Source organism: Kitasatospora albolonga (genome assembly GCF_039535905.1).
Lineage (GTDB): Bacteria > Actinomycetota > Actinomycetes > Streptomycetales > Streptomycetaceae > Kitasatospora > Kitasatospora albolonga.
On sequence record NZ_BAAAYB010000090.1, the window covers coordinates 12,095 to 34,946 of the forward strand.

The window sequence follows — 22,852 nt, forward strand, 5'->3', positions numbered from 1 at the left end:
GAGGGTCAAAGCTCCTTGGTGGCGGTGCGGACGGCGTCGAGGAACGCGTCGTTCTCGGCCGGGGTGCCGGCCGTGACGCGCAACCAACCCGGGACGCCGTTGTCGCGGACCAGCACGCCTTGGTCGAGGATGGCCTGCCACACCGCGTGGGTGTCGGCGAAGCGGCCGAACTGGATGAAGTTCGCGTCGGAGTCGGTGACTTCGAGGCCGAGCCCGCGCAGCGCGGTGACCAGCCGGTCCCGCTCGGCCTTCAGCCGCTCCACGTAGCCGAGCAGGGTCTCGGTGTGCTCCAGGCAGGCCAGCGCGGTGGCCTGGGTGACGGCGCTCAGGTGGTACGGCAGCCGGACCAGCTGGACCGCGTCCACCACCGCCGGGGCCGCCGCCAGGTAGCCGAGCCGCAGCCCGGCGGCGCCGAAGGCCTTGGACATGGTGCGGGTGACCACCAGGTTGGGCCGGCCCTCGATCATCGGCAGCAGCGAGGCGCGGTGCGAGAACTCCACGTACGCCTCGTCCACGATCACCAGGCTGGGCCGGGCCGCCTGGGCGGCCTCGTAGAGCGCCAGCACGGTGTCGGCCGCGACGGCGGTGCCGGTCGGGTTGTTCGGCGAGCAGACGAAGACCACGTTGGGCCGCTGCTCGGCGATCGCCGCCTCGGCCGCCTCCAGGTCGATGGTGAAGTCCTCGTTGCGCGGCCCGGAGATCCACGTCGTGCCGGTGCCGCGGGAGATGAGGGCGTGCATCGAGTACGAGGGCTCGAAGCCGAGCGCGCTGCGGCCGGGGCCGCCGAAGCTCTGGAGCAGCTGCTGGAGGACCTCGTTGGAACCGTTGGCGGCCCAGACCTGGTCCTTCGTCACCCGGTGGCCGGTGGTGCCGCTCAGGTACGCGGCCAGGCCGGTGCGCAGCTCCACCGCGTCCCGGTCGGGGTAGCGGTTGAGGTTGCGGGCCGCCTCGGCCACCCGCTCGGCGATCCGGGCCACCAGCGGCTCGGGCAGCGAGTACGGGTTCTCGTTGGTGTTCAGCTGGACGGGCACGTCCAACTGCGGTGCGCCGTACGGGGACTGGCCGCGCAGCTCGTCCCGGATCGGGAGGTCGTCGATGTTCGTCACGCGTCCGGAACCGTCCATCCGAATCGGGCCTTGATGGCGTCGCCGTGCCCCGGGAGGTCCTCGGCGGTGGAGAGGTTGACCACGTGCGCGGCGATGCCCGCCAGCGCGTCGCGGTCGTACTCGACGACCTGCACGCCGCGCAGGAAGGTCTGCACCGACAGGCCGGAGCTGTGGCAGGCACAACCCCCGGTCGGCAGCACGTGGTTGGAGCCGGCCGCGTAGTCGCCGAGCGAGACCGGGGTGTACCGGCCGAGGAAGACCGCGCCCGCGTTGCGGACCTTCGCCGCGACGGCGTGCGGGTCCCGGGTCTGGATCTCCAGGTGCTCGGAGGCGTAGGCGTTCACCACGTCCAGGCCCTGGTCGAGCGAGTCGACCAGGATGATGCCGGACTGCGGGCCGCCCAGCGCCTCGGCCACCCGCTCGGAGTGCTTGGTCTTCGCGACCTGCGTCTTGAGCTCGGCCTCCACCGCCTCGGCCAGCTCGGACGAGTCGGTGACCAGCACCGAGCCCGAGGTCGGGCCGTGCTCGGCCTGGCTGATCAGGTCGGCGGCCACCTCCGCGGCGTCCGCCGTGTCGTCCGCGAGCACCATGATCTCGGTCGGGCCGGCCTCGGAGTCGATGCCGATCTTGCCCGCGAAGTAGCGCTTGGCGGCGGCCACGTAGATGTTGCCCGGCCCGGTCACCACGTTGACCGGCTCGCACTCCTCGGTGCCCAGCGCGAACATCGCCACCGCCTGCGCACCGCCGACCGCGTACACCTCGGTGACGCCGAGCAGCTGACAGGCCGCCAGGATGGTCGGGTGGACGCGCCCGCCGAAGGCCTTCTGCGGCGGGGAGGTGACTGCGATCCCCTGGACGCCGGCCTCCTGCGCGGGGACCACGCTCATCACCACGGAGGACGGGTACACGGCCAGGCCGCCGGGGACGTACATGCCGACCCGGTCGACCGGGATCCAGCGGTGCGTCACGGTGCCGCCGGGCACCACCTGGGTGGTGTGCCCCTCGCGGCGCTGGTCGGCGTGCACGATCCTGGCGCGGCGGATCGACTCCTCCAGTGCGGCGCGCACCTTCGGGTCCAGCGTCTCCAGGGCCTCGGCCAGCTGCTCGGCGGGCACCCGGGTGGACTCCAGCCGGACGCCGTCGAAGCGCTCGGTCAGCTCGATCAGCGCCGTGACCCCACGATGGCGTACGTCCTCCGCGATCGGCCGCACCTTCTCCAGGGCGGCTTCCACGTCGAACTCGGCACGGGGCAGCACGGAGCGCGGGTCGACGGAGGAGCCGCGCAGATCGATTCGAGAGATCACGTGCCCCAGTGTAAGGAGTGGCCGGAACCCGAGGTCTCTCATTTCAGTCCGTGATACGAAGGGCGAGACAGACGAAGATCACGGGGGAGGCAGCGGTGGAGCGACCGCCGGAGGACTGGACGGCCGTCGAGCGGGGGCTCTGGGAGGCCTTCCGGCACGGGGAGCTGTACGACCTGCGCAGCTGGCGCGAAGACGGCGAGGACAGTGTCCTCAGCACCGCCGAGTGGCCCGAGAGCCGCCATGTACGGGCCGAGGTGCTGGCCACCCTGCTGCTCGACGGGCCGCCCGCCGCCTCCGGCCGGGTCGCCTCGATCAAGCTCAGCGGCGCCTACGTCACCGGCGCGCTGCGCCTCGCCGGGGCCCGGATCGACCACTACGTCGAACTGCACGACTGCCGCTTCGAGAAGAAGGTGCTGATCTCCGAGGCACAGGCGAGCACACTCCGTCTGATCCGCTGTCTGATACCCCGGCTGGAGGCCTCCCGGCTGGCCACCGAGGGCGACCTGCACCTGGCCCGCTGCGTCTTCCCGCAGGGCATCCGGCTGACCGACGCCAAGATCGGCACCGACCTGCTGCTCAACCAGGCCACCATCGGCGGCGACAAGTTCGGCCGCGCGCTGGCCGCCGACGGCCTCAAGGTCCAGCAGGACTGCGAGATCGAGCGGGCCTTCGTGCACGGCGAGGTCTCCCTGCGCACCGCCCACATCGGCGGCCGGCTCTCCTTCCGCGGCGCCCAGCTGCACGCCGTGCCCGGCCGCTACTGCCTCAACCTGGCCCACATCGCCGTCGGCAACACCATGTACCTCGGCGGCTCCCTGGACGGCGGCTGGGCCGACTCCCACTCCATCTACGGCGACGGCTACGGCGCCCCCGTCCCGGTCGACTCCCCCTCCACCCCGCTGCGCTGCTTCGGCGGGGTCCGGCTGGTCGACGGCCGGTTCGAGAACGCGCTGCTGATCACCCACGCCGAGTTCCACCTGACGGAGGGTCAGGAGCTCTCGCTGCGCCGCATCCAGACCCCGGAACTGCGCTTCACCTGCCACACCCCGCCCACCGGCAAGGTCTCGCTCTCCCGCGCCCGGATCGGCAACCTGGTCGACAACCCCGCCAGCTGGCCGCAGGACGGCCACGTCGGCCTCAACGGCTTCACCTACGAATCCCTGCGCCCCGACCGTCCGTTCAGCGTCGAGCAGCGGATCGCCTGGCTGGAGGGCGCCCTCGGCGAGTACCAGCCCGAGCCCTACGAGCAGCTCGCCGCCGCGCTGCGCCGGGACGGCCGGGACGAGGACGCCCGCGAGGTCCTCTACGCCAAGCACCGCCGCCGCCGCAGCACCCTTCCCATCCTCAGCCGCCTCTGGGGCCGCCTCCAGGACGCCACCGTCGGCTACGGCTACCGCCCCGGCCGCGCCGCCCTCTGGCTCGCCCTCGCCTGGGCCCTCGGCGCCGCCTGGTTCGCCACCCACGAACCGGCCCCCCTCAAGGCCGACGAGAAGGCCACCTGGAACCCCTACCTCTACTCCCTCTCCAAGGTCATCCCCCTCATCAACCTCGCCCCCGACACCTGGAACCCCGACCGCACCGGCCAGTTCGTCGCCGCCGCCCTCGTCCTCTCCGGCTGGGTCCTCGCCACCACCGTGGTCGCGGGCGCGACGCGGATGCTCCAGCGAGGGTGACCGTGCGGGCCGTGCCGTGCTGACGGGTAATCGGAGACGGGGGCGGGCGCGGCTGAACTACGCTGTGCGCCGTGACCGAACGCCTGCCGATCTTTCCGCTCAACACGGTGCTGTACCCCGGGTTGGTGCTGCCGCTGCACGTCTTCGAGGAGCGGTACCGGCGGCTGGTGGCCGATCTGGTGGCGCGGCCGGAGGAGGAGCCGCGGCGGTTCGGGGTCCTGGCGATCAAGGACGGGCGCGAGGTGGCGCCGGTACGGGAGAACGAAGGGCCGGCCGGGCCGTTGGACGGGCTGGGGACGGTGACCGGGGATCCGCTGGAGGCGCTGCACCACATCGGGTGCGTGGCGGACGTGGCCTCGGTGCAGGAGCAGCCGGACGGGCAGTACGAGCTGCTGGTGACCGGGACGACCCGGTTCTGGCTGCGCTCGGTGGACGTGACGGGCCCTTACCTGGTCGGTGAGATCGAGCCGATCGAGGAGAGGACGGGCGACGGCGCCGGGGCCCTGGCCTCCGGGGTGGAGCGGGCGTTCCGCGCGTACCAGCAGAAGCTGGCGGGCGCCAAGGAGATCAGCCTGACCGGGCAGTCCGAGCTGCCGAACGATCCGCAGGTGCTGTCGTACCTGGTCGCGGCGGCGGCCGTGCTGCCGACCCCGGTGAAGCAGGAGTTGCTGGCCTGCCCGGACACCGAGGAGCGCCTGACCAAGGAGCTGGAGCTGCTGCGGCGGGAGACGGCGGTGATCTCCTGGCTGCCGTCGGTGCCGGGGGTGGACCTGACCCGGCAGAGCTTCAGCCCGAACTGAGGGAGCGGCAGGTCGTGGCGAAGAAGAAGCAGAGCGGCGGGGGCGGCACGCCGGCGACGGTGGCCCTGGAGGCGGCGGGCGTGGAGTTCACCGTCCACGCGTACCAGCACGACCCGGCGGCCGCCTCGTACGGCGGGGAGGCGGCGGAGCTGCTCGGGATCGAGGCCGGGCGGGTGTTCAAGACGCTGGTGGCCGAGGTGGACGGGAAGCTGACCGTCGGAGTGGTGCCGGTCTCCGGGCAGCTCGACCTCAAGGCGCTGGCCGGGGCGGTCGGCGGCAAGCGGGCGGCGATGGCCGACCCGGCTGCGGCCGAGCGGAGCAGCGGGTACGTGCTCGGCGGGATCTCGCCGCTGGGGCAGCGGAAGGCGCTGCCGACGGTGGTGGACGCGAGTGCGCTGGAGCACCCGACGGTGTACGTCTCAGCCGGGCGGCGGGGCCTGGAGGTCGAGCTGGCCCCGGCGGACCTGGTCGCGCTGACCCGGGCGGGAGTGGCCCGGATCGGCCGCTGACGGTTCGCCGGGCGGTGACGGTGGACGGAACACGTCGGCCCCGGGCCCGCTGATCGCGGGACCGGGGCCGACGCCGTTGTGACCGGACGGGCTGAGCCCCCGTCAGCGAGCGGGGTCGGGGCCGCCCGGGGCGGGCGGCGGTACCGGGCCGTCGGCGGGCGGGGCCGGGGGCTGCGGGGCGGCCCAGGGGTCGGTGGCGGGCTGACCGCCCGGCTGCGGGGCGGCGCCCCACTGCGGCTGGGGCCGGGAGTCGGGCTGCGGCCAGTTCGGGCCGGGCCAGTCGGGGCCCGCCCAGTACGGGGACGGGTCGGGCTCGCGCTTGCCGAAGGCGGCCGAGAGGGCGAGCAGCAGGATCATCGCGGCCATCGGCCAGACCAGCAGGGCGCCGTGCGCGCCGAGCTCCAGGGCGGCGCTGAACCGCACGCCCTGCCCGGCCTTCTTGGCGTTGGCGACCACGTCGGTTGAGGGGCCCAGCCGGGTGCCGATCTGCCAGGCGATGACCGAGCCGCCCAGGCCGCCGGCCGCCAGCCCGGCCGCGACGGCGATGCCGCCTCCCCGGGCCCGCGTCAGCACGAAGGCGACCAAGGCGCAGAGCACGCCGGCGCCGAGGCCCAGCAGGGCGAAGGTGCCGTCGGCACCGGCCCGCTGCTCGCCCTCGGGGTCGACGTAGCGGATCGCGTCGCTGCCGGCGACCAGCATCACCCGGGGGGCCAGCCAGAGCCAGAGGGCGCCCATGACCGCGCCGAGCACCACACCGGCCGCCGTGATGACCGCACCGACCTTCAGCTCCGGCCCGAGCGGGCGCCGTTCCCGGGCGGGGGGCGGCGGCGGCAGGTACGGGTCGGGCTGGACGGGGTACGGCTGGTACTGCTGCTGGGGCTGGGGCGGCGGCTCGGGAGCGGAATCCGCAGGGGTGTTCGGTACGGTCACCGGCCCATCGTTTCACGTCGTGCCGACGGACGGACGCCCAACCCGAAGCCGGGCCCAACCCCCGGTGAACGCCCGGCGGGTCTGCAGGACGCCCCCCGACGGAGTGTCAGCGGGTGGCGGCCCGGCGGTAGGCCCACGTCGCGACGGCCAGCGAGACCAGGCCGACCGCGCCGCACACCGTCAGGTCACGGAGCACGGCGGCCCAGTCCGGTGCGGCCGCGAAACTGCGGGCGAAGGCCTCGACCCCGTACGTGGACGGCAGCAGGTCGCGCAGCAGCAGGACCGGCCCGGGCAGTTGGTCCACCGGGAGGACGCCGAGCAGCAGCGCCGCCGACATGCCGAGCTGGCCCAGCAGGGTGGCCAGCTCCTGACGGGGCGCCAGCAGCCCGCAGGCCGCACCGATCCCGGCCAGCGCCGCACCCGCCAGCGGGACGACCGCGAGCAGCACCCACAGGTGCCCCATCGGCAGCGAGAACATCCAGGCCCCGACCCCGGCCGTGACCAGCGCGCCCGGCACGGTGAACGAGGCGTACGCGGCCGCCGCGCCCAGCACCACCGCGGCCGGCCGGACCGGGAGGGTGGCGTAGTGGTCCAGGCCGCCGGTGGCCCGGAGCTTGCCGAAGTACTGGGCCAGCAGGTTGAGCGCCACGAAGGCGACCACCAGCACGCTGGACCCGGCCACCACCGAACGGGCGGCCTCGACCTCCTCCGGCCCGACCACGCCGCGCATCATCAGCAGGATGCCGAGCGACTGGAAGGTGGCCACGAACAGCAGCGGGATCCGCGCCACCTTGGCCCGGGCGAGCTGCGCCCGGTAGACCGCGGCCATCGAGGGCAGCAGTCGGGCGGCCGGGGCCAGCGGGGCCTCGGCCGCGACGGGCCCGGCCGCCACCGTCAGGGGTACGTCGAGCACGGTCACCGGGGCTGCCCTCCGGGGCGGTGGTCACGGGTCGTCAGGTGGTCACGGGTCGTCAGGTGGTCACAGGCCGTCAGGTCTGCGCGGAGCCGGCTCACCGGGCCAGCCCCTCGTGCCGGCCGCCGAGCTTGAGGTAGGCGTCCTCCAGGCTCGGGGTGGCCAGGGTGAAGTCGTCCAGGGCGGCGAAGGCGGGGCCGGTGGTGACGGCGGCGACCAGTTCGCGGGCCTCGTCGGGGGTGGTGCGGACGGTCCAGCGGCGGCCGGTGCGGGCGGCCCGGGCGGCCAGCTCGGCGACGGCGGGCACGTCCATCGGGGCCTCGGTCCGCCAGACCAGGTCCAGCCGGACGTCGCCGTCCACCAGGGCCTTGAGGCCGCCGGGCGTGTCGCAGGCGATGATCCGGCCCTCGTCCACCACCGCGACCCGGTCGAGCACGGTCTCGGCCTCGATCACGTTGTGGGTCACCAGCAGCACCGTGGTGCCGCGCTCGGCGCGGCGGCGGTCGACGGCCGACCAGACCGCGCGGCGGGCCACCGGGTCCATCCCGCTGGTGGGCTCGTCCAGCACCAGCAGCGGCCGCTCCCCCACCAGCACGGCGGCGAAGCAGGCCAGCCGACGCTGACCGCCCGACAGCTTGGCCAGCGGGCGGGCGGCGATGCCCTCCAGCCCGAGCTCGGCCAGCACCGCGGCGGTCTCGCTCCGGGCCTCGGCCCGGCTCAGGCCGCGCAGGCGGCCGGTGGTCTCGGCGGCCAGGGCCACCGTCAGCTCGTCCAGGGCGGTGGACTCCTGGCCCAGGTAGCCGAGCAGCCGGGCGGCCCGTTCGGGGTGGCGCACGACGTCGTGGCCGAGGATCTCGATCGAGCCGCGGTCGGGGCGGAGCAGCCCGGTGAGCTGGCGCACCAGGGTGGACTTGCCGGCGCCGTTCGGGCCGAGCAGCCCGAACACCTCGCCGCGTCGCACGTCGAGCGAGATCCCGTCGTTGGCCCGGATCTCGCCCGCCCTGCTGCGGTAGCTCTTGGCAAGGTCCCGGACGGTGCAGCACTGCCCGGCCGCCAGGCCGGAACCGCCGAGTGCGCCTTGCGGCGTGGGCCGTGGTGCCCGCCGGTCGGTGTCGCTCACGGACGAAGACTCTACGCGCTGCCCCGGACCAACCGGACAAGGGGCCCCATACGACTCCGTCAGGTCCACCGGGGCACCGCACCCGGACCGCCGCCGGGCCGCCGTACCGGCCCGAGGACGAACGGTCCGCGCACGTCCTACCGGGTGCCGCCGATCGTGGACGCCGGACCCGGCGTCACTCCTGGGCGACCGCCAGGCCGGGGCGGGGCACCGCCTCGGCGAAGGCGTCCCAGAACCCGGCCCGGATGGCGTAGCGGTGCTCCTCGTCGATCTGGTCGTCATGGGCGGCGAGCAGGCCGAAGCGGGCGGCGTAGCGGAGCAGTTCGGCGTCCAGCCGGTGCGGGATGCGCGGGTGGTCGGCCCAGAGGCGGGTGAGCACGGTCTCCGTGCCCAGCCGGGAGAGCCAGCGGAGGGCGAAGCGGCGGCCGACCGCCTGGGCGTCGGCCGGGGCCTCGGTGGAGTCCTCCTCGCGGTCGGCCCAGCGCTGCTCGGGGCGGGTGAGCTCGGCCAGGGTGGGCGGGCCGGCCGGGACGGGGGCGGGGACGGGCACGGGGGCCGCGCCGAGCCTGTCCGAGGACCAGCGGAGCACCAGGGCGGGCGGCGTGCCGGGGCCCGGCCGCACGGCCAGGTCACGCGGGGTCGGCACCACCCGCAGCCCCGTCGGCCGGGGCAGCGCCACGGCGGCGGGCGCCTCGGGCTCCGGCTCCGGGCCGGCGGGAGGTGACGCCCCGTCGGGAAGGGCCGGGGCCGGGCCCACCCGGGCCGGGCCCGCTGCCGCCAGCGGGAGCGGGGTCTGGAGTTCGCGCGGCTGGGCCCAGCGCTCGACGAAGGCCCGGTCCAGCACCTGCCGCTCGTCGGCCTCGGCGACCAGGTCCTCGGACTGGTTGAAGTCGTGCTCCACCGGCTGCACCGCCCACAGGTGCACCACCACGCCGTGCTCCTTGGCGCAGACCATCCCGGGCAGCAGGTCGCCGTCGCCGCTGAGCAGCACCAGGTCGGCGCAGGCCCGGTTGTGGGCGAGCTCGGTGAGCTCGGCGTGCATCGCGGCGTCCACGCCCTTCTGCACCCAGCGCCCCTCGGCCCGGGTCAGTGCGCCGAGCCGGACGGTGACCCGGGGCAGGCTGCGCAGCCGGCGGTGCTCGGGCAGCGAGCGGCGGTCGGGCGCGGCGTCGAACCAGTAGATCCGCAGCAGCGGCAGCCCGGTCTCGGCCTCGGCCCGCTCCGCCAGCGCGGCGGCCAGCGCGGCGTGATCGACCGTCAGCCGGGCCCGGCTGGGCTGGCCGGTCAGCAGGTTGGCCGTCGCACCCAGCAGGTACCCGGCGTCCACCAGGACGACGCAGCGGTCCACTCCGCACCACTTCCCTCCGGAAGGCCGCCGGGCGGGGGTGGAGGCTGTGGGGGCCCGCTCCGGCAGCGGGCCGGCGGTCGGGCTCGCACCGCCGGTGGGCACTCTTTACCCCCCGATCGCCCGGCGAACCGTTCCGCCTCGCCGGGCGCCCGCGCGAGCGCACCCGCGCGCACACGCACCGATGACGCCCCGGTCGGGCCGCGTGGCGCGTCACCCGCCGCTTCACCGGCGGCCGGGGCGGCACCGGTCATACTGGAACGATCATGCGGAAGACCAGAGTCGTGCTGTACCTGGTGACGGCCCTGGCGGCGGGGGCCGTCCTGCTGGCCCCGAAGGTCGGCGTGGACGCCTCGCGCGGCGACACGACGGTGACCTCGGTCTCGGTCAACGACGGACGGCCGATCGTGCTCGGCGCCGCCGAAGGGGCCGCGGTGCCGCTGGTGCTGACGGCCCGTGACGGCTCGGGGATCGCCTCGGTCGGCCCGATCGGGGTCTGGGGGCCGCGCTACGGGGTGCTCGGGGTCAGCCCGCTGGAGTGCACGGCGGAGGGCACGGCCACCACCTGCCGGGGGACGGTGACGGTCCGTCCGACGCGGCGGGAGATCTTCGACGACGAGGCCGGCACCTGGTTCGTCGACCTCAAGGTGCGGGCCCGGGACGGGGACCGGTACGTGAACCAGACCGCGGGCGGCTTCTCGATCAAGCAGGCGACCCGGCTGGACCTCGGCGGGGTCACCGGGCGGGCCGCGCCCGGCGAGGAGCTGAAGGTCACCGGCCGGCTGGAGCGGGCCTCCTGGCAGGACCAGCGGTACCACGCCTACCCGGGCGGACTCGTCCGCCTCCAGTTCCGCGCGGCCTGGAGCGACGTCTGGACCACCGTCGCGGAGGCCTACGCGCAGGCGGACGGGACGGTGGGGGCGACCGTCCCGGCGGCGGAGTCCGGGGCCTTCCAGTGGTACTACCCCGGCGACGCGTGGGTCGGCGAGGCGCTCTCGCGCGTGGTGCCGGTCAGCGTCGGCTGACCGGCACCACGGGGCGCACGGGGAGTACCGCGCGGGAGGGGGAGCGCTGACGAGGTGTCAGGCCTGGAGCTCGGCGGCCACCAGCTCGGCGATCTGGACCGCGTTCAGCGCCGCGCCCTTGCGCAGGTTGTCGTTGGAGAGGAACAGCGCGAGGCCGTTCTCCACCGTCTCGTCCACCCGGATCCGGCCGACGTAGGACGGGTCCTTGCCGGCGGCCTGGAGCGGGGTGGGGATCTCGGAGAGCTCCACGCCCGGGGCCTCGGCGAGCAGCTCGTAGGCGCGCTCGACGCTGATCGGGGAGTCGAAGCGGGCGTTCACCTGGAGCGAGTGGCCGGAGAAGACCGGGACCCGGACGCAGGTGCCGGAGACCTTGAGCTCCGGGATGCCGAGGATCTTGCGGGACTCGTGGCGGAGCTTCTGCTCCTCGTCGGTCTCGAAGGAGCCGTCGTCCACCAGGTTGCCCGCGAGCGGCACCACGTTGAAGGCGATCGGGCGCTGGTAGACGCCCGGGTTGCTGGCCTTCACGGCCTCGCCGTCGAAGGCCAGCTGGTCGGCCTGCTCGGCGATCTCGCAGGCCTGACGGTGCAGCTCGGCCACGCCGGCCAGGCCGGAGCCGGAGACGGCCTGGTAGGTGGTGGCGACCAGCGCGGCGAGGCCGGCCTCGTCGTGCAGCGGGCGCAGCACCGGCATGGCGGCCATGGTGGTGCAGTTCGGGTTGGCGATGATGCCCTTGGGGCGGTTCGCGATCGCGTCCGGGTTGACCTCGGAGACCACCAGCGGGACCTCGGGGTCGCGGCGCCAGGCCGAGGAGTTGTCGATCACCACGGCGCCGGCGGCGGCGACCTTGGGGGCCAGCGCCTTGGAGGTGGACCCGCCGGCCGAGAAGATCACGATGTCCAGACCGGAGTAGTCGGCGGTCTCGGCGTCCTCGACGGTGACCTCGCCGTCCTGCCACGGCAGCGTCTTGCCGGCCGAACGGGCCGAGGCGAACAGGCGCAGCTCCGTCACCGGGAACTTGCGCTCCGCCAGAATGCCGCGAACGACTCCACCGACCTGGCCGGTGGCACCAACGATGCCGATCCTCATCGGGTTACTCCTCCTGTGTTGTGCTCGATCAGAAGTCCGCACACTCCGCCCATCATGCCTGGTCGGACGGGTGGGGTGGGACCGCATTCCACTGGGTGGGCGGGGCCCCTGGGCGCGGCAACGGAAAACCGGCGGCCACGGTGACCGGGCACCCCGGATTCGCCGGTGGGCGGGCTGCGGTGCTGGAAGAATCCGTCCGGGCGAAAATCCGATACCGGGTCGGCTCACGGACCGTCAGGCGGCGGGCGCGGGCGGCCGACGGGGCCTCGCGCCCCGACGGACGCACCCCGCGAGGCCTCAGCGGTCTCCGACGGCCTCCAGGGCGGCCAGGGCGGCGGCCACCGACTCCGGCCCGGCCGGGAGCAGCGGGAGCCGCACGCCCGGGGTGGCGATGCGGCCCCGGGCGTGCAGCACGCCCTTGATGACGGTCGGGTTGGGCTCGGCGAAGCAGGCCGCCGAGAGGCGGGCCAGGAGCAGACCGAGGGCGCGGTCGCCGGTGGCGGTGAGCTCCACGAAGGAGCCGGTGGCCAGGTGGGCCGAGGCCAGGATGCCGCCGGTGGCTCCCATCGCGAGCAGCGGCAGCAGGAAGGGGTCGTCCCCGGCCAGCACCGCGAAGCGGGGCGGCAGGTCGGCGAGGAGTGCGACGGTCTCGCCGTCGATGCCGCCCGCGGCGTACTTGACCCCGGCCACGCCCTCCAGCGCGCCGATCCGGCGCAGCGCCTCCGCGTCCAGCGCCTGCCCGGTGCGGTAGGGGATGTGATAGACGATCAGCGGCACCGGGCTGCCGGCCGCCAGCGCCTCGAAGTGCGCCAGCGCGCCCGCAGCGCCGGGCCGGGTGAAGGCCGGGACGGTGACCAGCGCGGCGTCGGCCACCCCGGCCAGCTCGCCGAGCGCGGCCACCGTGCGGCGGGTGTCGTTGCCGCCGGTGCCCACGGTGAGCACCGCGCCGTGGTCGCGGGCGGCCTTGGCGCAGACCTCGACCACGGCCCGCTTCTCGTCCTCGTCGAGGGTGGCCACCTCGGCGGTGGTGCCGAGCGCGACCAGTCCGGCCGCGCCCTCGGCGAGCGCCTCGCGGGCCAGCCCGTCGAGAGCGTCCAGGGCGAGGGTGCCGTCGGCCTCGAACGGGGTGATCAGCGGGACGTGGATGCCGTGGAGTTCCATGCTCCGAGCCTCTCCCCCGACGGCTCGTCAGGTCCAGTTCTGATTTCCGAGGCTTTGCGTAAGCTCAGCCTGTGCTCGACGTCCGCCGCCTCCGGCTGCTCCGTGAACTGGCCCACCGCGGCACCATCGCCGCCGTCGCCGAATCGCTGGCCTTCAGCGCCTCGGCGGTCTCCCAGCAGCTCTCGGTGCTGGAGCGGGAGGCGGGCGTGCCGCTGCTGGAGCGCACCGGCCGCCGGGTGGCGCTCACCCCGGCCGGGTTGAACCTGGTCCGGCACGCCGAGGCGGTGCTGGAGCGACTGGAGCAGGCCTCGGCCGAACTGGCCGACGCCCGGCGGGGGTTGGCGGGCCCGCTGCGTATCGGGACCTACCCGTCGGCGGCCCGGGCGATCATCCCGGGCGCGCTCGCCGCGCTGGCCCGCGAGCACCCCGGGCTGGTGCCGATGGTGACGGAGGTCGACCCGGCGCTGGTCGCGGCGATGCTGCGGGCCGGGGAGCTGGACGTGGCCCTGGTGCACGAGTACGACTTCGTGCCGGCCGACCCGGAGCCGGGGCTGGCGGCCGAGCCGCTGTTCACCGAGCCGATGTACCTGGCCGCACCCGCGCCGGGGGCGGTCGCGGACCACCGGGAGAGCCGGTGGATCGTCTCCCCGCACGGCACGCTCTGCCACACCATGGTGGTCCGGGCCTGCCAGGCCTCCGGCTTCACCCCGCTGATCGCGCACCAGATCGACGACTTCGCGACGGTGCTCGCGCTGGTCGCGGTGGGCCAGGGCGTGGCCCTCGTCCCGCATCTCGGCGCCTCCCCCGCACCCCCCGGCGTCCAGCTCACCAGGCTGCCGATGGCCCGCCGCACCAGGACCGCGTTCCGGGCCGGCGCGGGCCGCCACCCAGCGGTCGCGGCCTTCGTCTCGGCGGTCCGCGAGGCCCTTCCGGAGGACCTTCGCGGACCGTCCGAAGACGCTCCGTGACGGTGACCGCGACCGTCTGCGGACCGCGCTAGGGTGGGGTCTTCCGTCTAGTCTGAGGAGCCGTCCCACCGTGGCCGACAGCTTTGTTCACCTGCATGTCCACACCGAGTACTCGATGCTCGACGGAGCTGCGAAGAACGGGAAGCTGTTCGGCGAGGTGGCCAAGCAGGGCATGCCCGCGATCGCGATGAGCGACCACGGCAACATGTTCGGCGCGTACGAGTTCTTCCAGACCTCGAAGAAGTTCGACGGCGTCACCCCGATCATCGGCATCGAGGCGTACGTCGCCCCCGGCTCCCGCTTCGAGAAGAAGCCGGTCTTCTGGGCCCCGGGCGGCAAGCGCGAGGTGAGCGCGGACGGCGAGGGCGGCAAGGACGTCTCCGGCGGCGGCCGCTACACCCACATGACCATGTGGGCGCAGAACGCCACCGGTCTGCGGAACCTCTTCAAGCTCTCCTCCCTCGCGTCGATGGAGGGCTACTACATGAAGCCCCGGATGGACCGCGAGCTGATCGCCGCGAACGCCGCCGGGATCATCGCCACCACCGGCTGCCCCTCCGGCGAGGTGCAGACCCGCCTGCGGCTCGGCCAGTACGAGGAGGCCGTCAAGGCCGCCGACGCCTACCAGCAGATCTTCGGCCGGGAGAACTACTTCCTGGAGCTGATGGACCACGACCTGTCCATCGAGCGCGACGTCCGGGACGGTCTGCTGCGGCTGGCCAAGCAGCTGGACATCCCGCTGCTGGCCACCAACGACTCGCACTACGTGACGGCCGATCAGGCCGACGCCCACGACTCGCTGCTCTGCGTCGGCGTGGGCAAGAACAAGGACGACCCGAACCGCTTCAAGTTCCAGGGCACCGGTTACTACATCAAGACCGCCGACGAGATGCAGGAGCTCTTCCGCGAGCTCCCCGAGGCCTGCCGGAACACCCTGGAGATCGCCTCCCGGATCGAGGCGTACGACGAGGTCTTCAACTACGTCGACCGGATGCCGCAGTTCGACGTGCCGGAGGGCGAGACCCAGGCCTCGTACCTGCGCAAGAAGATCGCCGAGGGGGTGCAGCACCGGTACGGGGACAACCCGAGCCAGGAGGTGCTGGACCGGATCGAGCTGGAGATGGGCGTCATCTCCCCGATGGGCTTCGACGCGTACTTCCTCGTGGTCGCCGACATCTGCCAGTACGGCCGGGACAACGGGATCTCGGTCGGCCCCGGCCGTGGTTCGGCGGCCGGTTCGATGGTGGCGTACCTCACCGGCATCACCCAGCTGGACCCGCTGGAGCACGACCTGCTGTTCGAGCGCTTCCTGAACCCCGAGCGCATCAACCCCCCGGACGTCGACATCGACTTCGACGACCGCCAGCGCGACCAGATGGTGCGCTACGTCACCGACAAGTACGGCGAGGCGTACACCGCCCAGGTGAACACCTTCGGCACCATCAAGGCCAAGGCGGCCGTGAAGGACGCCAACCGCATCCTGGGCTACCCGTTCGCGATGGGCGACCGGATCACCAAGGCGATGCCGCCGGACGTGATGGGCAAGGGCGTCCCGCTCGCCGACCTGTTCAACGAGAAGCACCCTCGCTACAACGAGGGCACCGAGATCCGGAACATGTACGGCAACGAGCCGGACGTGAAGAAGATCATCGACACCGGCCTGGGCATCGAGGGTCTGATCCGCGGCACCGGCGTGCACGCCGCGGCGGTCATCCTCTCCTCCACGCCACTGCTGGAACTGATCCCGCTGCACAAGCGGGACAAGGACGGCGTGATCATCACCGGCTTCGACTACCCGTCGTGCGAAGCCATGGGCCTGATCAAGATGGACTTCCTGGGTCTGCGGAACCTGGGCATCATCGACCACTGCCTCAAGATCATCAAGTCCAACCGGGGCGCGGACGTCGACATCGAGAAGATCCCGATCGACGACCCGACGACCTACCAGATGCTGGCCCGCGGCGACACGCTCGGCGTGTTCCAGCTCGACGGCGGCCCCATGCGCGCCCTGCTGCGGCTGATGAAGCCCACCGAGTTCGCCGACATCTCCGCCGTCTCGGCGCTGTACCGCCCGGGCCCGATGGGCATGAACTCGCACACCAACTACGCGCTCCGCAAGAACGCGCAGCAGGAGATCCTGCCGATCCACCCGGAGCTGGAGGAGCCGCTCAAGGAGGTCCTCGGCCCCACCTACGGCCTGATCGTCTATCAGGAGCAGGTGCAGCGAGCCGCCCAGGTGCTGGCCGGCTACAGCCTCGGACAGGCCGACCTGCTCCGCCGCGCGATGGGCAAGAAGAAGAAGGAGGTCCTGGAGAAGGAGTTCGTCCCCTTCCACGCGGGCTGCAAGGAGCGCGGCTACTCGGACGAGGCGATCCAGGCGGTCTGGGACGTGCTGGTCCCGTTCGCCGGCTACGCCTTCAACAAATCGCACTCCGCCGCGTACGGCCTGGTCTCGTACCAGACGGCCTACCTGAAGGCGAACTACCCCGCCGAGTACATGGCCGCCCTGCTGACCTCGGTCGCGGACGACAAGGACAAGATGGCCGTCTACCTGGCCGAGTGCCGGGCGATGGGCATCAAGATCCTCTCCCCCGACGTCAACGAGTCGGTGGTCGACTTCACCGCCGTCGGCACCGACGTCCGCTTCGGCCTCAAGGCCGTCCGCAACGTCGGCGTCCCGGTCATCGAGTCGCTCGTCAACACCCGCAAGGAGAAGGGGAAGTACGCCTCCTTCGCGGACTTCCTCGACAAGGTCGAGCTGGTGGTCTGCAACAAGCGCACCGTCGACTCCCTGATCAAGGCCGGCGGCTTCGACTCGCTCGGGCACACCCGGCTCTCGCTCAACTCGGTGCACGAGAACGCGATCGACGCCGTCACCGGCGTCAAGAAGCAGCAGGCGATCGGCCAGGACGACCTGTTCGGCGCGATGGACACCGGCGAGGACATCCCCACCATCGGGCTGGACTTCGAGCTCACCGAGAAGGAGTGGCCGCGCAAGCAACTCCTCTCGCTGGAGCGGGAGATGCTCGGCCTCTACGTCTCCAGCCACCCGCTGGACGGCGCCGAGCACATCCTGGCCCGCAACCGCGACGTCTCCATCGCCGAACTGCTCGGCTCCGGCCGCTCCGAGGGCGAGGTCCGGCTCGCCGGCCTGATCACCGCCGTCGACCGCCGGATCAACAAGGCGGGCAACGCCTGGGCGATCATCACGCTGGCCGACCGTGACGGCTCGGTCGAGGTGCTGTTCTTCCCGGCCGCCTACAACCTGATGTCGGAGCAGATGGTCGAGGACAACGTGATCTCGATCCGCGGCCGGCTCAACGAACGCGACGGCGCGCTCAGCGTCTTCGGCCAGGAGATCGCCACCCTGGACGTCTCCTCCGCCGAGCACGGCGGCAAGCCGCCGATCCTGATCACCGTCCCGTCCAACCGGGTCAACCCCGAGATGGTCTCCGAGTTCAAGAGCGCCCTGCGCGCCCACCCCGGCGACGTCCCGGTCCGCCTGCTCACCACCTCGCGCGAGAAGAACACGCTCTTCGAGCTCGGCTTCCTGGTCAACCCCGACAACGGCGCCTTCGCCTCCGAGGTCAAGACCCTCCTCGGCCCCTCCGCCTGGAGCAACGCGCTGTAGCGGCAGGACATTCGAGGCCCCGATCGGTCAGCCGGACACCGGCAGGCCGGTCGGGGCCTTGACGCGCTTCATGATGATCTGGGAGTTGACCTCGGTGACGCCGACCAGGGTGGTGAGCTTCTCGATCCACAGGCGCTCGTAGGACTTGAGGTCGGCGACCGCGATCCGGAGCAGGCAGCCGGGGCTGCCGAACAGGCGGTAGGCCTCGATCACGTCGGGGATGTCCTGGAGGGCGGCCTCGAAGGCCTCGACCGCCTCCCGCTCGCGGCGGACCTCGACCGAGACCAGCACCTCGAAGCCCCGGCCCACCGCCTCCGGGTTGACCACGGCGCGGTAGCCCTCGATCACCCCGTCCTCCTCCAGCTGGCGGACCCGGCGCAGGCAGGGCGAGGGGGTGAGGCCGACCCGCTGGGCCAGCTCCTGGTTGCTGAGCCTGCCGTCGCGCTGGAGCTCGCGCAAGATGTCACGGTCGATGCGGTCCATGGCGCAATCCTATGCCCCGCTGTACGTCAGGTCAGGCAAGAATTGGCGATCCGATTGCGCGGCGATTCGCCTATTCTTGCGATGAGCGTTCCGCCACAGCGGAGACCGACACGGCAGCCCGGCCCAGGCGAACAGCCAGGGTCCGGGCTGCTCCCCATTTCCCGCCGCGCACCCAAGCCCAGGAGGCAGCCATGGCACGGATCGTCGTGATCAGCACCGGTGGCACCATCGCCAGCCGCTGGCAGGGAGCGGGGTACGCGGCCGACGCGGACGGCGCGGAGGTCATGGAGACCGCCGCCGTGCCCGAGGGCGTGGAGGTCGAGGTCGTCGACCTGTTCAGCGTGAACAGCCCCCGGCTGACCACCCGTCACCAGCTGACCCTGCTGCGCACCGTGCACGAGGTGCTGGCCGACCCGGGCGTGGACGGCATCGTGGTCACCCACGGCACCGACACCCTGGAGGAGTCGGCCTTCCTGCTCGACCTGCACCACGACGACCCGCGCCCGGTGGTGTTCACCGGCGCGCAGCTGCCGATGGGCACGGCCGACGGCGACGGCCCGGGGAACCTGTACGACGCGCTGCTGACCGCCGCCACGGTGCGCGGCCTGGGCGTGCTGGTGGTCTTCGACGGCAAGGTGCACGCCGCCCGCGGGACCGTGAAGGTGCGGACCCTGGCGCCGGACGCGTTCGCCGACCCCTCCGGCCACCGGGTGGGCGACGTCGGCTTCGGCAGCGCGGTGATCCTCCGTCAGCCCGGGCGTCCCGTCCCGCTGGCGGTGCCGGAGCTGCCGGCGAGCTCCCCCCGGATCGACCTGGTGATGCACCACTCGGACGCCGACCCGGTGCTGTTCCGGGCCGCGCTGGCGGCCGGCGCGCAGGGCGTGGTGCTGGTCGCCACCGGTGCGGGCAACGCCACCCCCGAGTTCGTCGAGGCGGTCGCCGAGGCCACCGCGGCGGGCGTGCTGGTGGCGCTGACCACCCGGGTGGAGTCCGGCCCGGTGGCCGAGATCTACACCCACGGCGGCGCGGTGGACCTGGTCGCCGCCGGCGCGGTGCCGACCGGCACCCTGCGGGCCGGTCAGGCCCGGATCGCCGTCCTGTCGGCCGTGCTCGGCGCGGACGGACCGCAGGGCCGCACGGCGCTGCTGCGGCAGGCGCTGGCCGCCGACACACCGGTGCTCGCCGCCGCGTAGGCGCTGTGCAGGCGCTGCGTAGGCGCCACGGCACGCCCCCGTTCACCCCCACGTCGGCCCCCGGTCACCCGCCGGGGGCCGACGCGTGGGAACCCGTCCGCATACTGTGGCGTCATCCCGATCAGGACCAGGCGACGCACCGCAGAGGACACCGAGAGCCATGCCGCAGCAGCAGAACGCCGCCCAGCGCGAACCCGAGCGGGCCGAGACCATCCTGCGGGTGTTCGACACCGCCTTCGGCCGGCTGCTGGCGGAGGACCCGGCGGCGTTCCGGGTGAAGTTCCGCAAGATGGCCGCCTCCGCCTTCGCCTTCTACCGGGGCACCGCCGGGCTGTACTACGCGGACCTGACGACGGCTCCGTTCGAGGCCTACGGCACGCCGTTCCTGGACGCCCGGACCAGCCGGGTCTGGATCCACGGCGACCTGCACGCGGAGAACTTCGGCACGTACCTCAACTCCGAGGGCCGGCTGGTCTTCAACGTCAACGACTTCGACGAGGCCTACGTCGGCGCCTTCACCTGGGACGTGCAGCGGCTCGCCGCCAGCCTGGCGCTGCTCGGCTACGCCAAGGCGCTCTCCGACCGGACCATCTCCGAGCTGGTGCGCGCCTTCGCCGACGCCTACCGGGCGCGGATCGGCGCGCTGGCCGCCGGCGACCAGGCCGAGGCGTACACCCTGGACACGGCCGAGGGCCCGCTGCTGGAGACGCTGCGCCGGGCCCGGCTGCAGACCCGGGTGGCGCTGCTGGAGCAGGACACCGTGATCGACGGCTACGAGCGCCGGTTCCGCTCCGGCGGCGGCACCATCCCGCTGGACGAGGAGACCAAGGGCGAGGTGCTGGCCGCCTTCGAGCAGTACCTGACCACCCTGCCGCCGGCCACCCGGACCAGGCCGGAGGCGCTGCGGGTGAAGGACGTGGTGGGGCGCCGGGGCATCGGCATCGGCAGCGCCGGGCTGCCCTCGTACAACGTGCTGCTGGAGGGCCACACCGACGCCCTCGAGAACGACGTGATCATCTACCTGAAGCAGGGTCAGACCCCGGCCGTCTCGCGCCACGTGACGGACCCGGCGATCCGGGAGTTCTTCACCCACGAGGGCCACCGCACCGTCATCTCGCAGCGGGCGCTCCAGGCGCACAGCGACCCGTGGCTGGGCTGGACCACCTTCCGGGGCCAGGGGATGCTGGTCGCCGAGGTCTCCCCGTACTCCTCGGACCTGGACTGGAGCGACCTCACCGAGGCGGCCGACCTGCTCGACGTGGTGACCCACCTGGGCCGGGCCACCGCCGGGATGCACGCGGCGGCCGACGTCTCCTCCAGCGGCCACGGGCTGGTGCCGTTCTCCACCGAGCACGCTATCGACGCCGCGATCGGCGGCCGGGGCGAGGCCTTCGCCGACATGCTGGTGGAGTTCGCCCACGCCTACGGGGACCGGGCCCGGCTGGACCACCAGATCTTCGTCGACCTGTTCCGCAACGGCCGGATCCCCGGCCTGGGCTGAGCCGCGGCCCCCTCGCGGATCAACTCCCGGACGGGAGAAGGACGGTGAGCACCGCTCCGCCCTCCCCCGGGGCCACCACGAGGGTGCCGCCGTGGCCGGTGGCGATCTCACGGGCGATCGGCAGCCCGAGGCCCGAGCCACCCACCGCCCGGGTGCGGGCGTCGTCGAGCCGGGTGAAGCGCTCGAAGACCCGCTCCCGGTCCGCCTCCGGGATGCCGGGTCCGTCGTCCCGCACCTCCAGCCGGACCGCGCCGTCCTCGACCGCCAGCCGGACGGCGACGGCGCGGTCCGCGTGGCGGCAGGCGTTGTCCAGCAGGTTGCGCATCAGCCGCTCCAACTGCACGGCGCTGCCGACCACTTCGGCCCGCCCGTCGGTCTCCGAGCTGATCCGCAGGCGGGCGGCGCGGGGCAGGTGCCGGTACTCCTCGACCAGGTCCAGCACGAGCCCGGTCAGGTCCACCGGCCCGCCCGCCGACCGACCCGCCGGCGCACCGGGGCCGCTGTCCAGGCGGTTGAGCAGCAGCAGGTCGTCGGTGAGCCGCTGCAGCCGCTCGATGTCGCCGACCGCCTCCCGCACCACCTGCGGCCAGTGCACCCCGGCCGGGTGGGCGAGCGAACCCTCCAGCGAGGCGCGGAGGTTGGCGATCGGGCTGCGCAGCTCGTGCGAGGCGTCGCCGACGAACCGGCGCTGCAGCTCCGCCGAGTGCTCCAGCCGGTCCAGGATCTCGTTGGTGGTGACCGCCAGCTTGGTCAGCTCGTCCCCGCTGCGCGGCACCGGCACCCGCCGGTCCAGCGAACGGACGCTCAGCTCGGCCAGCCCGCGCCGGATCGCCTCCACCGGGCGCAGCGCCCGGCCCGCGGTCAGCCAGGCCGTGGTGCCCACCACCAGGGCGATGGTGGGCATCCCGACCTCCGCCATCCAGTAGATCCTGAAGGTCTCGTACCCGACGCCCGTGAACTGGAGGTCCAGGTTCCACAGCACCGGCGAGACGACGGCCATCGGCACCATGGCGGCGGCCGCGGCGAGCATCGCCGAGCGGGCCCGCATCGGCGCGTCCCGGCCGAGCGGCGCCAGGGCGAAGCGCGTCACCAGGGCGACCACCACGCCGAACTGCGGAGCGGCGGCCCGCGGTCCCCACTCGGCCACCGCCTCGACCACGAACGGGTAGAGCGAGTCGTAGGCGGTCAGCCAGCGGAGGTCACCCCAGAGCAGCAGGGCGGCCGCGGCCCCGGACAGCAGCGCGGCCTGCGGGCCGCGCGCCGGGGCCGCCCAGCGGGCGGCGACCCAGGCCACCCCCGCGACCAGGACGCCCATCAGCAGCGGCCCGGGCAGGCCGACCGGCCCGAGCAGCGGGTCGAAGTGGTTCACGGCGCGCAGTTCCGCCATGCCCTCCGGCGGCCGCAGGTCGCCCTTGAGGGCCGTCGGGGCCACCGCCAGCAGCACGAACCCGGCCGCCGCCGCCCCGGTGGCCAGTGCGGCGACCACCTCCCGGTGCCCCCGGGCCCAGGCCGCCGCGCTAGGCCGCACGGCCGACCAGCCGGTAGCCGACTCCGCGCACGGTGGTGATGGTCTCCCGGCCGAACGGTGCGTCGATCTTCCTGCGCAGCGAACTCACGTACACCTCCACGATGTTGAGGTCCCCCTCGTAGTTGGCGTCCCAGACCTGGTCGACCACCTCGATCTTCGGGACCACCTCGTCCACCCGCTGCGCCAGGCACTCCAGCACCGCGAACTCCTTGGCCGTCAGCTCGATCCGCTCCTCGCCCCGGCCGCAGGTCCGCGCCGCCGGGTCGAGCCAGAGGTCGTCGACCCGCAGCACCGTCCGGCCCTTGGCCGCGCCGCCCCGGCGCAGCAGCGCGCGCAGCCTGGCCTCCAGCACCACGTAGGAGAAGGGCTTGGCCAGGTAGTCGTCGGCGCCGGTGTCCAGCGCCTCGGCCTCGTCGTACTCGCCGTTCTTGGCGGTGAGCATCAGGATCGGGGTCTCCACGCCGGCCCGGCGCAGCCGGTCGCAGACCCGGTAGCCGTTCAGGCCGGGCAGCATCACGTCGAGCACGATCGCCGCGTACGGGCGCTCGGACGCGGCCCAGAGGCCGTCCCGCCCGT

19 protein-coding genes are annotated in these 22,852 nt (G+C 73.4%); 8 read left to right on the plus strand and 11 right to left on the minus strand.

Features of this window, described 5'->3' with window-relative positions; all coding sequences use genetic code 11:
• Nucleotides 1-5: 5 nt before the first annotated feature.
• Nucleotides 6-1,106 (minus strand): histidinol-phosphate transaminase, encoded by a 1,101-nt coding sequence (locus ABD946_RS22645; RefSeq protein WP_345286390.1) that lies wholly within the window; start codon nucleotides 1,104-1,106, stop codon nucleotides 6-8.
• Nucleotides 1,103-2,410: a histidinol dehydrogenase gene (hisD, locus tag ABD946_RS22650; RefSeq protein WP_345286392.1), complete on the minus strand. Its 1,308-nt coding sequence runs from the start codon at nucleotides 2,408-2,410 to the stop codon at nucleotides 1,103-1,105. The genes ABD946_RS22645 and hisD overlap by 4 nt, the downstream gene beginning before the upstream one ends.
• A 95-nt stretch (nucleotides 2,411-2,505) precedes the next feature.
• Between hisD and ABD946_RS22655 the strand changes: the two genes are divergently transcribed.
• The 3 genes from ABD946_RS22655 to ybaK all read left to right on the plus strand — a co-directional run bounded on the left by ABD946_RS22655 (nucleotide 2,506) and on the right by ybaK (nucleotide 5,392).
• Nucleotides 2,506-4,083: an oxidoreductase gene (locus tag ABD946_RS22655; RefSeq protein ID WP_345286394.1), complete on the plus strand. Its 1,578-nt coding sequence runs from the start codon at nucleotides 2,506-2,508 to the stop codon at nucleotides 4,081-4,083.
• Nucleotides 4,084-4,154: 71 nt separating this feature from the next.
• Nucleotides 4,155-4,883: an LON peptidase substrate-binding domain-containing protein gene (locus tag ABD946_RS22660; RefSeq protein WP_345286395.1), complete on the plus strand. Its 729-nt coding sequence runs from the start codon at nucleotides 4,155-4,157 to the stop codon at nucleotides 4,881-4,883.
• A gap of 14 nt (nucleotides 4,884-4,897) precedes the next feature.
• Nucleotides 4,898-5,392, plus strand: a complete 495-nt coding sequence (ybaK, locus tag ABD946_RS22665) for a Cys-tRNA(Pro) deacylase (RefSeq protein WP_345286397.1) — start codon at nucleotides 4,898-4,900, stop codon at nucleotides 5,390-5,392.
• A gap of 102 nt (nucleotides 5,393-5,494) precedes the next feature.
• On the opposite strand, the gene ABD946_RS22670 is transcribed toward ybaK, so the two are convergent.
• The 4 genes from ABD946_RS22670 to ABD946_RS22685 form a co-directional block, all read right to left on the minus strand.
• Nucleotides 5,495-6,322, minus strand: a complete 828-nt coding sequence (locus ABD946_RS22670) for a hypothetical protein (RefSeq protein WP_345286398.1) — start codon at nucleotides 6,320-6,322, stop codon at nucleotides 5,495-5,497.
• Between the two features lie 106 nt (nucleotides 6,323-6,428).
• Complete coding sequence (locus tag ABD946_RS22675) at nucleotides 6,429-7,151, minus strand: ABC transporter permease (RefSeq protein WP_345286425.1); 723 nt, start codon at nucleotides 7,149-7,151, stop codon at nucleotides 6,429-6,431.
• Between the two features lie 181 nt (nucleotides 7,152-7,332).
• A complete protein-coding gene (locus tag ABD946_RS22680) occupies nucleotides 7,333-8,292 on the minus strand; it encodes an ABC transporter ATP-binding protein (RefSeq protein ID WP_380148950.1) in 960 nt (319 codons plus the stop codon).
• 238 nt (nucleotides 8,293-8,530) lie between these two features.
• Nucleotides 8,531-9,703 carry an NYN domain-containing protein gene (locus ABD946_RS22685; protein ID WP_345286402.1) on the minus strand — a complete coding sequence of 391 codons (1,173 nt, stop codon included), beginning with the start codon at nucleotides 9,701-9,703 and terminating at the stop codon, nucleotides 8,531-8,533.
• A gap of 263 nt (nucleotides 9,704-9,966) precedes the next feature.
• Here ABD946_RS22685 and ABD946_RS22690 point away from each other — a divergent pair, with 263 nt between their 5' ends.
• Nucleotides 9,967-10,725 carry a hypothetical protein gene (locus ABD946_RS22690; protein ID WP_345286404.1) on the plus strand — a complete coding sequence of 253 codons (759 nt, stop codon included), beginning with the start codon at nucleotides 9,967-9,969 and terminating at the stop codon, nucleotides 10,723-10,725.
• A gap of 57 nt (nucleotides 10,726-10,782) precedes the next feature.
• On the opposite strand, the gene ABD946_RS22695 is transcribed toward ABD946_RS22690, so the two are convergent.
• A complete protein-coding gene (locus tag ABD946_RS22695; RefSeq protein ID WP_345286406.1) occupies nucleotides 10,783-11,811 on the minus strand; it encodes an aspartate-semialdehyde dehydrogenase in 1,029 nt (342 codons plus the stop codon).
• 297 nt (nucleotides 11,812-12,108) lie between these two features.
• Nucleotides 12,109-12,972, minus strand: a complete 864-nt coding sequence (locus ABD946_RS22700) for a dihydrodipicolinate synthase family protein (RefSeq protein ID WP_345286408.1) — start codon at nucleotides 12,970-12,972, stop codon at nucleotides 12,109-12,111.
• 71 nt (nucleotides 12,973-13,043) lie between these two features.
• Here ABD946_RS22700 and ABD946_RS22705 point away from each other — a divergent pair, with 71 nt between their 5' ends.
• On the plus strand, nucleotides 13,044-13,940 hold the full coding sequence (locus ABD946_RS22705; protein WP_345286410.1) for a LysR family transcriptional regulator: 897 nt from the start codon (nucleotides 13,044-13,046) through the stop codon (nucleotides 13,938-13,940).
• A 70-nt stretch (nucleotides 13,941-14,010) separates the two neighbouring features.
• Entirely contained in the window at nucleotides 14,011-17,571 is a 3,561-nt protein-coding gene (gene dnaE, locus ABD946_RS22710) for a DNA polymerase III subunit alpha (protein WP_345286412.1), read from the plus strand.
• A gap of 27 nt (nucleotides 17,572-17,598) precedes the next feature.
• On the opposite strand, the gene ABD946_RS22715 is transcribed toward dnaE, so the two are convergent.
• Nucleotides 17,599-18,054: an Lrp/AsnC family transcriptional regulator gene (locus ABD946_RS22715; RefSeq protein WP_345286413.1), complete on the minus strand. Its 456-nt coding sequence runs from the start codon at nucleotides 18,052-18,054 to the stop codon at nucleotides 17,599-17,601.
• Between the two features lie 191 nt (nucleotides 18,055-18,245).
• Here ABD946_RS22715 and ABD946_RS22720 point away from each other — a divergent pair, with 191 nt between their 5' ends.
• The gene (locus tag ABD946_RS22720; RefSeq protein ID WP_345286415.1) at nucleotides 18,246-19,247 is read left to right on the plus strand and encodes an asparaginase; all 1,002 of its coding nucleotides are present in this window, start codon (nucleotides 18,246-18,248) and stop codon (nucleotides 19,245-19,247) included.
• Between the two features lie 160 nt (nucleotides 19,248-19,407).
• Nucleotides 19,408-20,748, plus strand: a complete 1,341-nt coding sequence (locus ABD946_RS22725; protein WP_345286417.1) for a DUF2252 domain-containing protein — start codon at nucleotides 19,408-19,410, stop codon at nucleotides 20,746-20,748.
• A gap of 19 nt (nucleotides 20,749-20,767) precedes the next feature.
• On the opposite strand, the gene ABD946_RS22730 is transcribed toward ABD946_RS22725, so the two are convergent.
• Entirely contained in the window at nucleotides 20,768-22,276 is a 1,509-nt protein-coding gene (locus ABD946_RS22730) for a sensor histidine kinase (RefSeq protein WP_345286419.1), read from the minus strand.
• Nucleotides 22,266-22,852, minus strand: a 587-nt coding sequence (locus ABD946_RS22735) for a winged helix-turn-helix domain-containing protein (RefSeq protein WP_345286421.1), incomplete at its 5' end; no start/stop codon positions are given. The genes ABD946_RS22730 and ABD946_RS22735, both read right to left, overlap by 11 nt.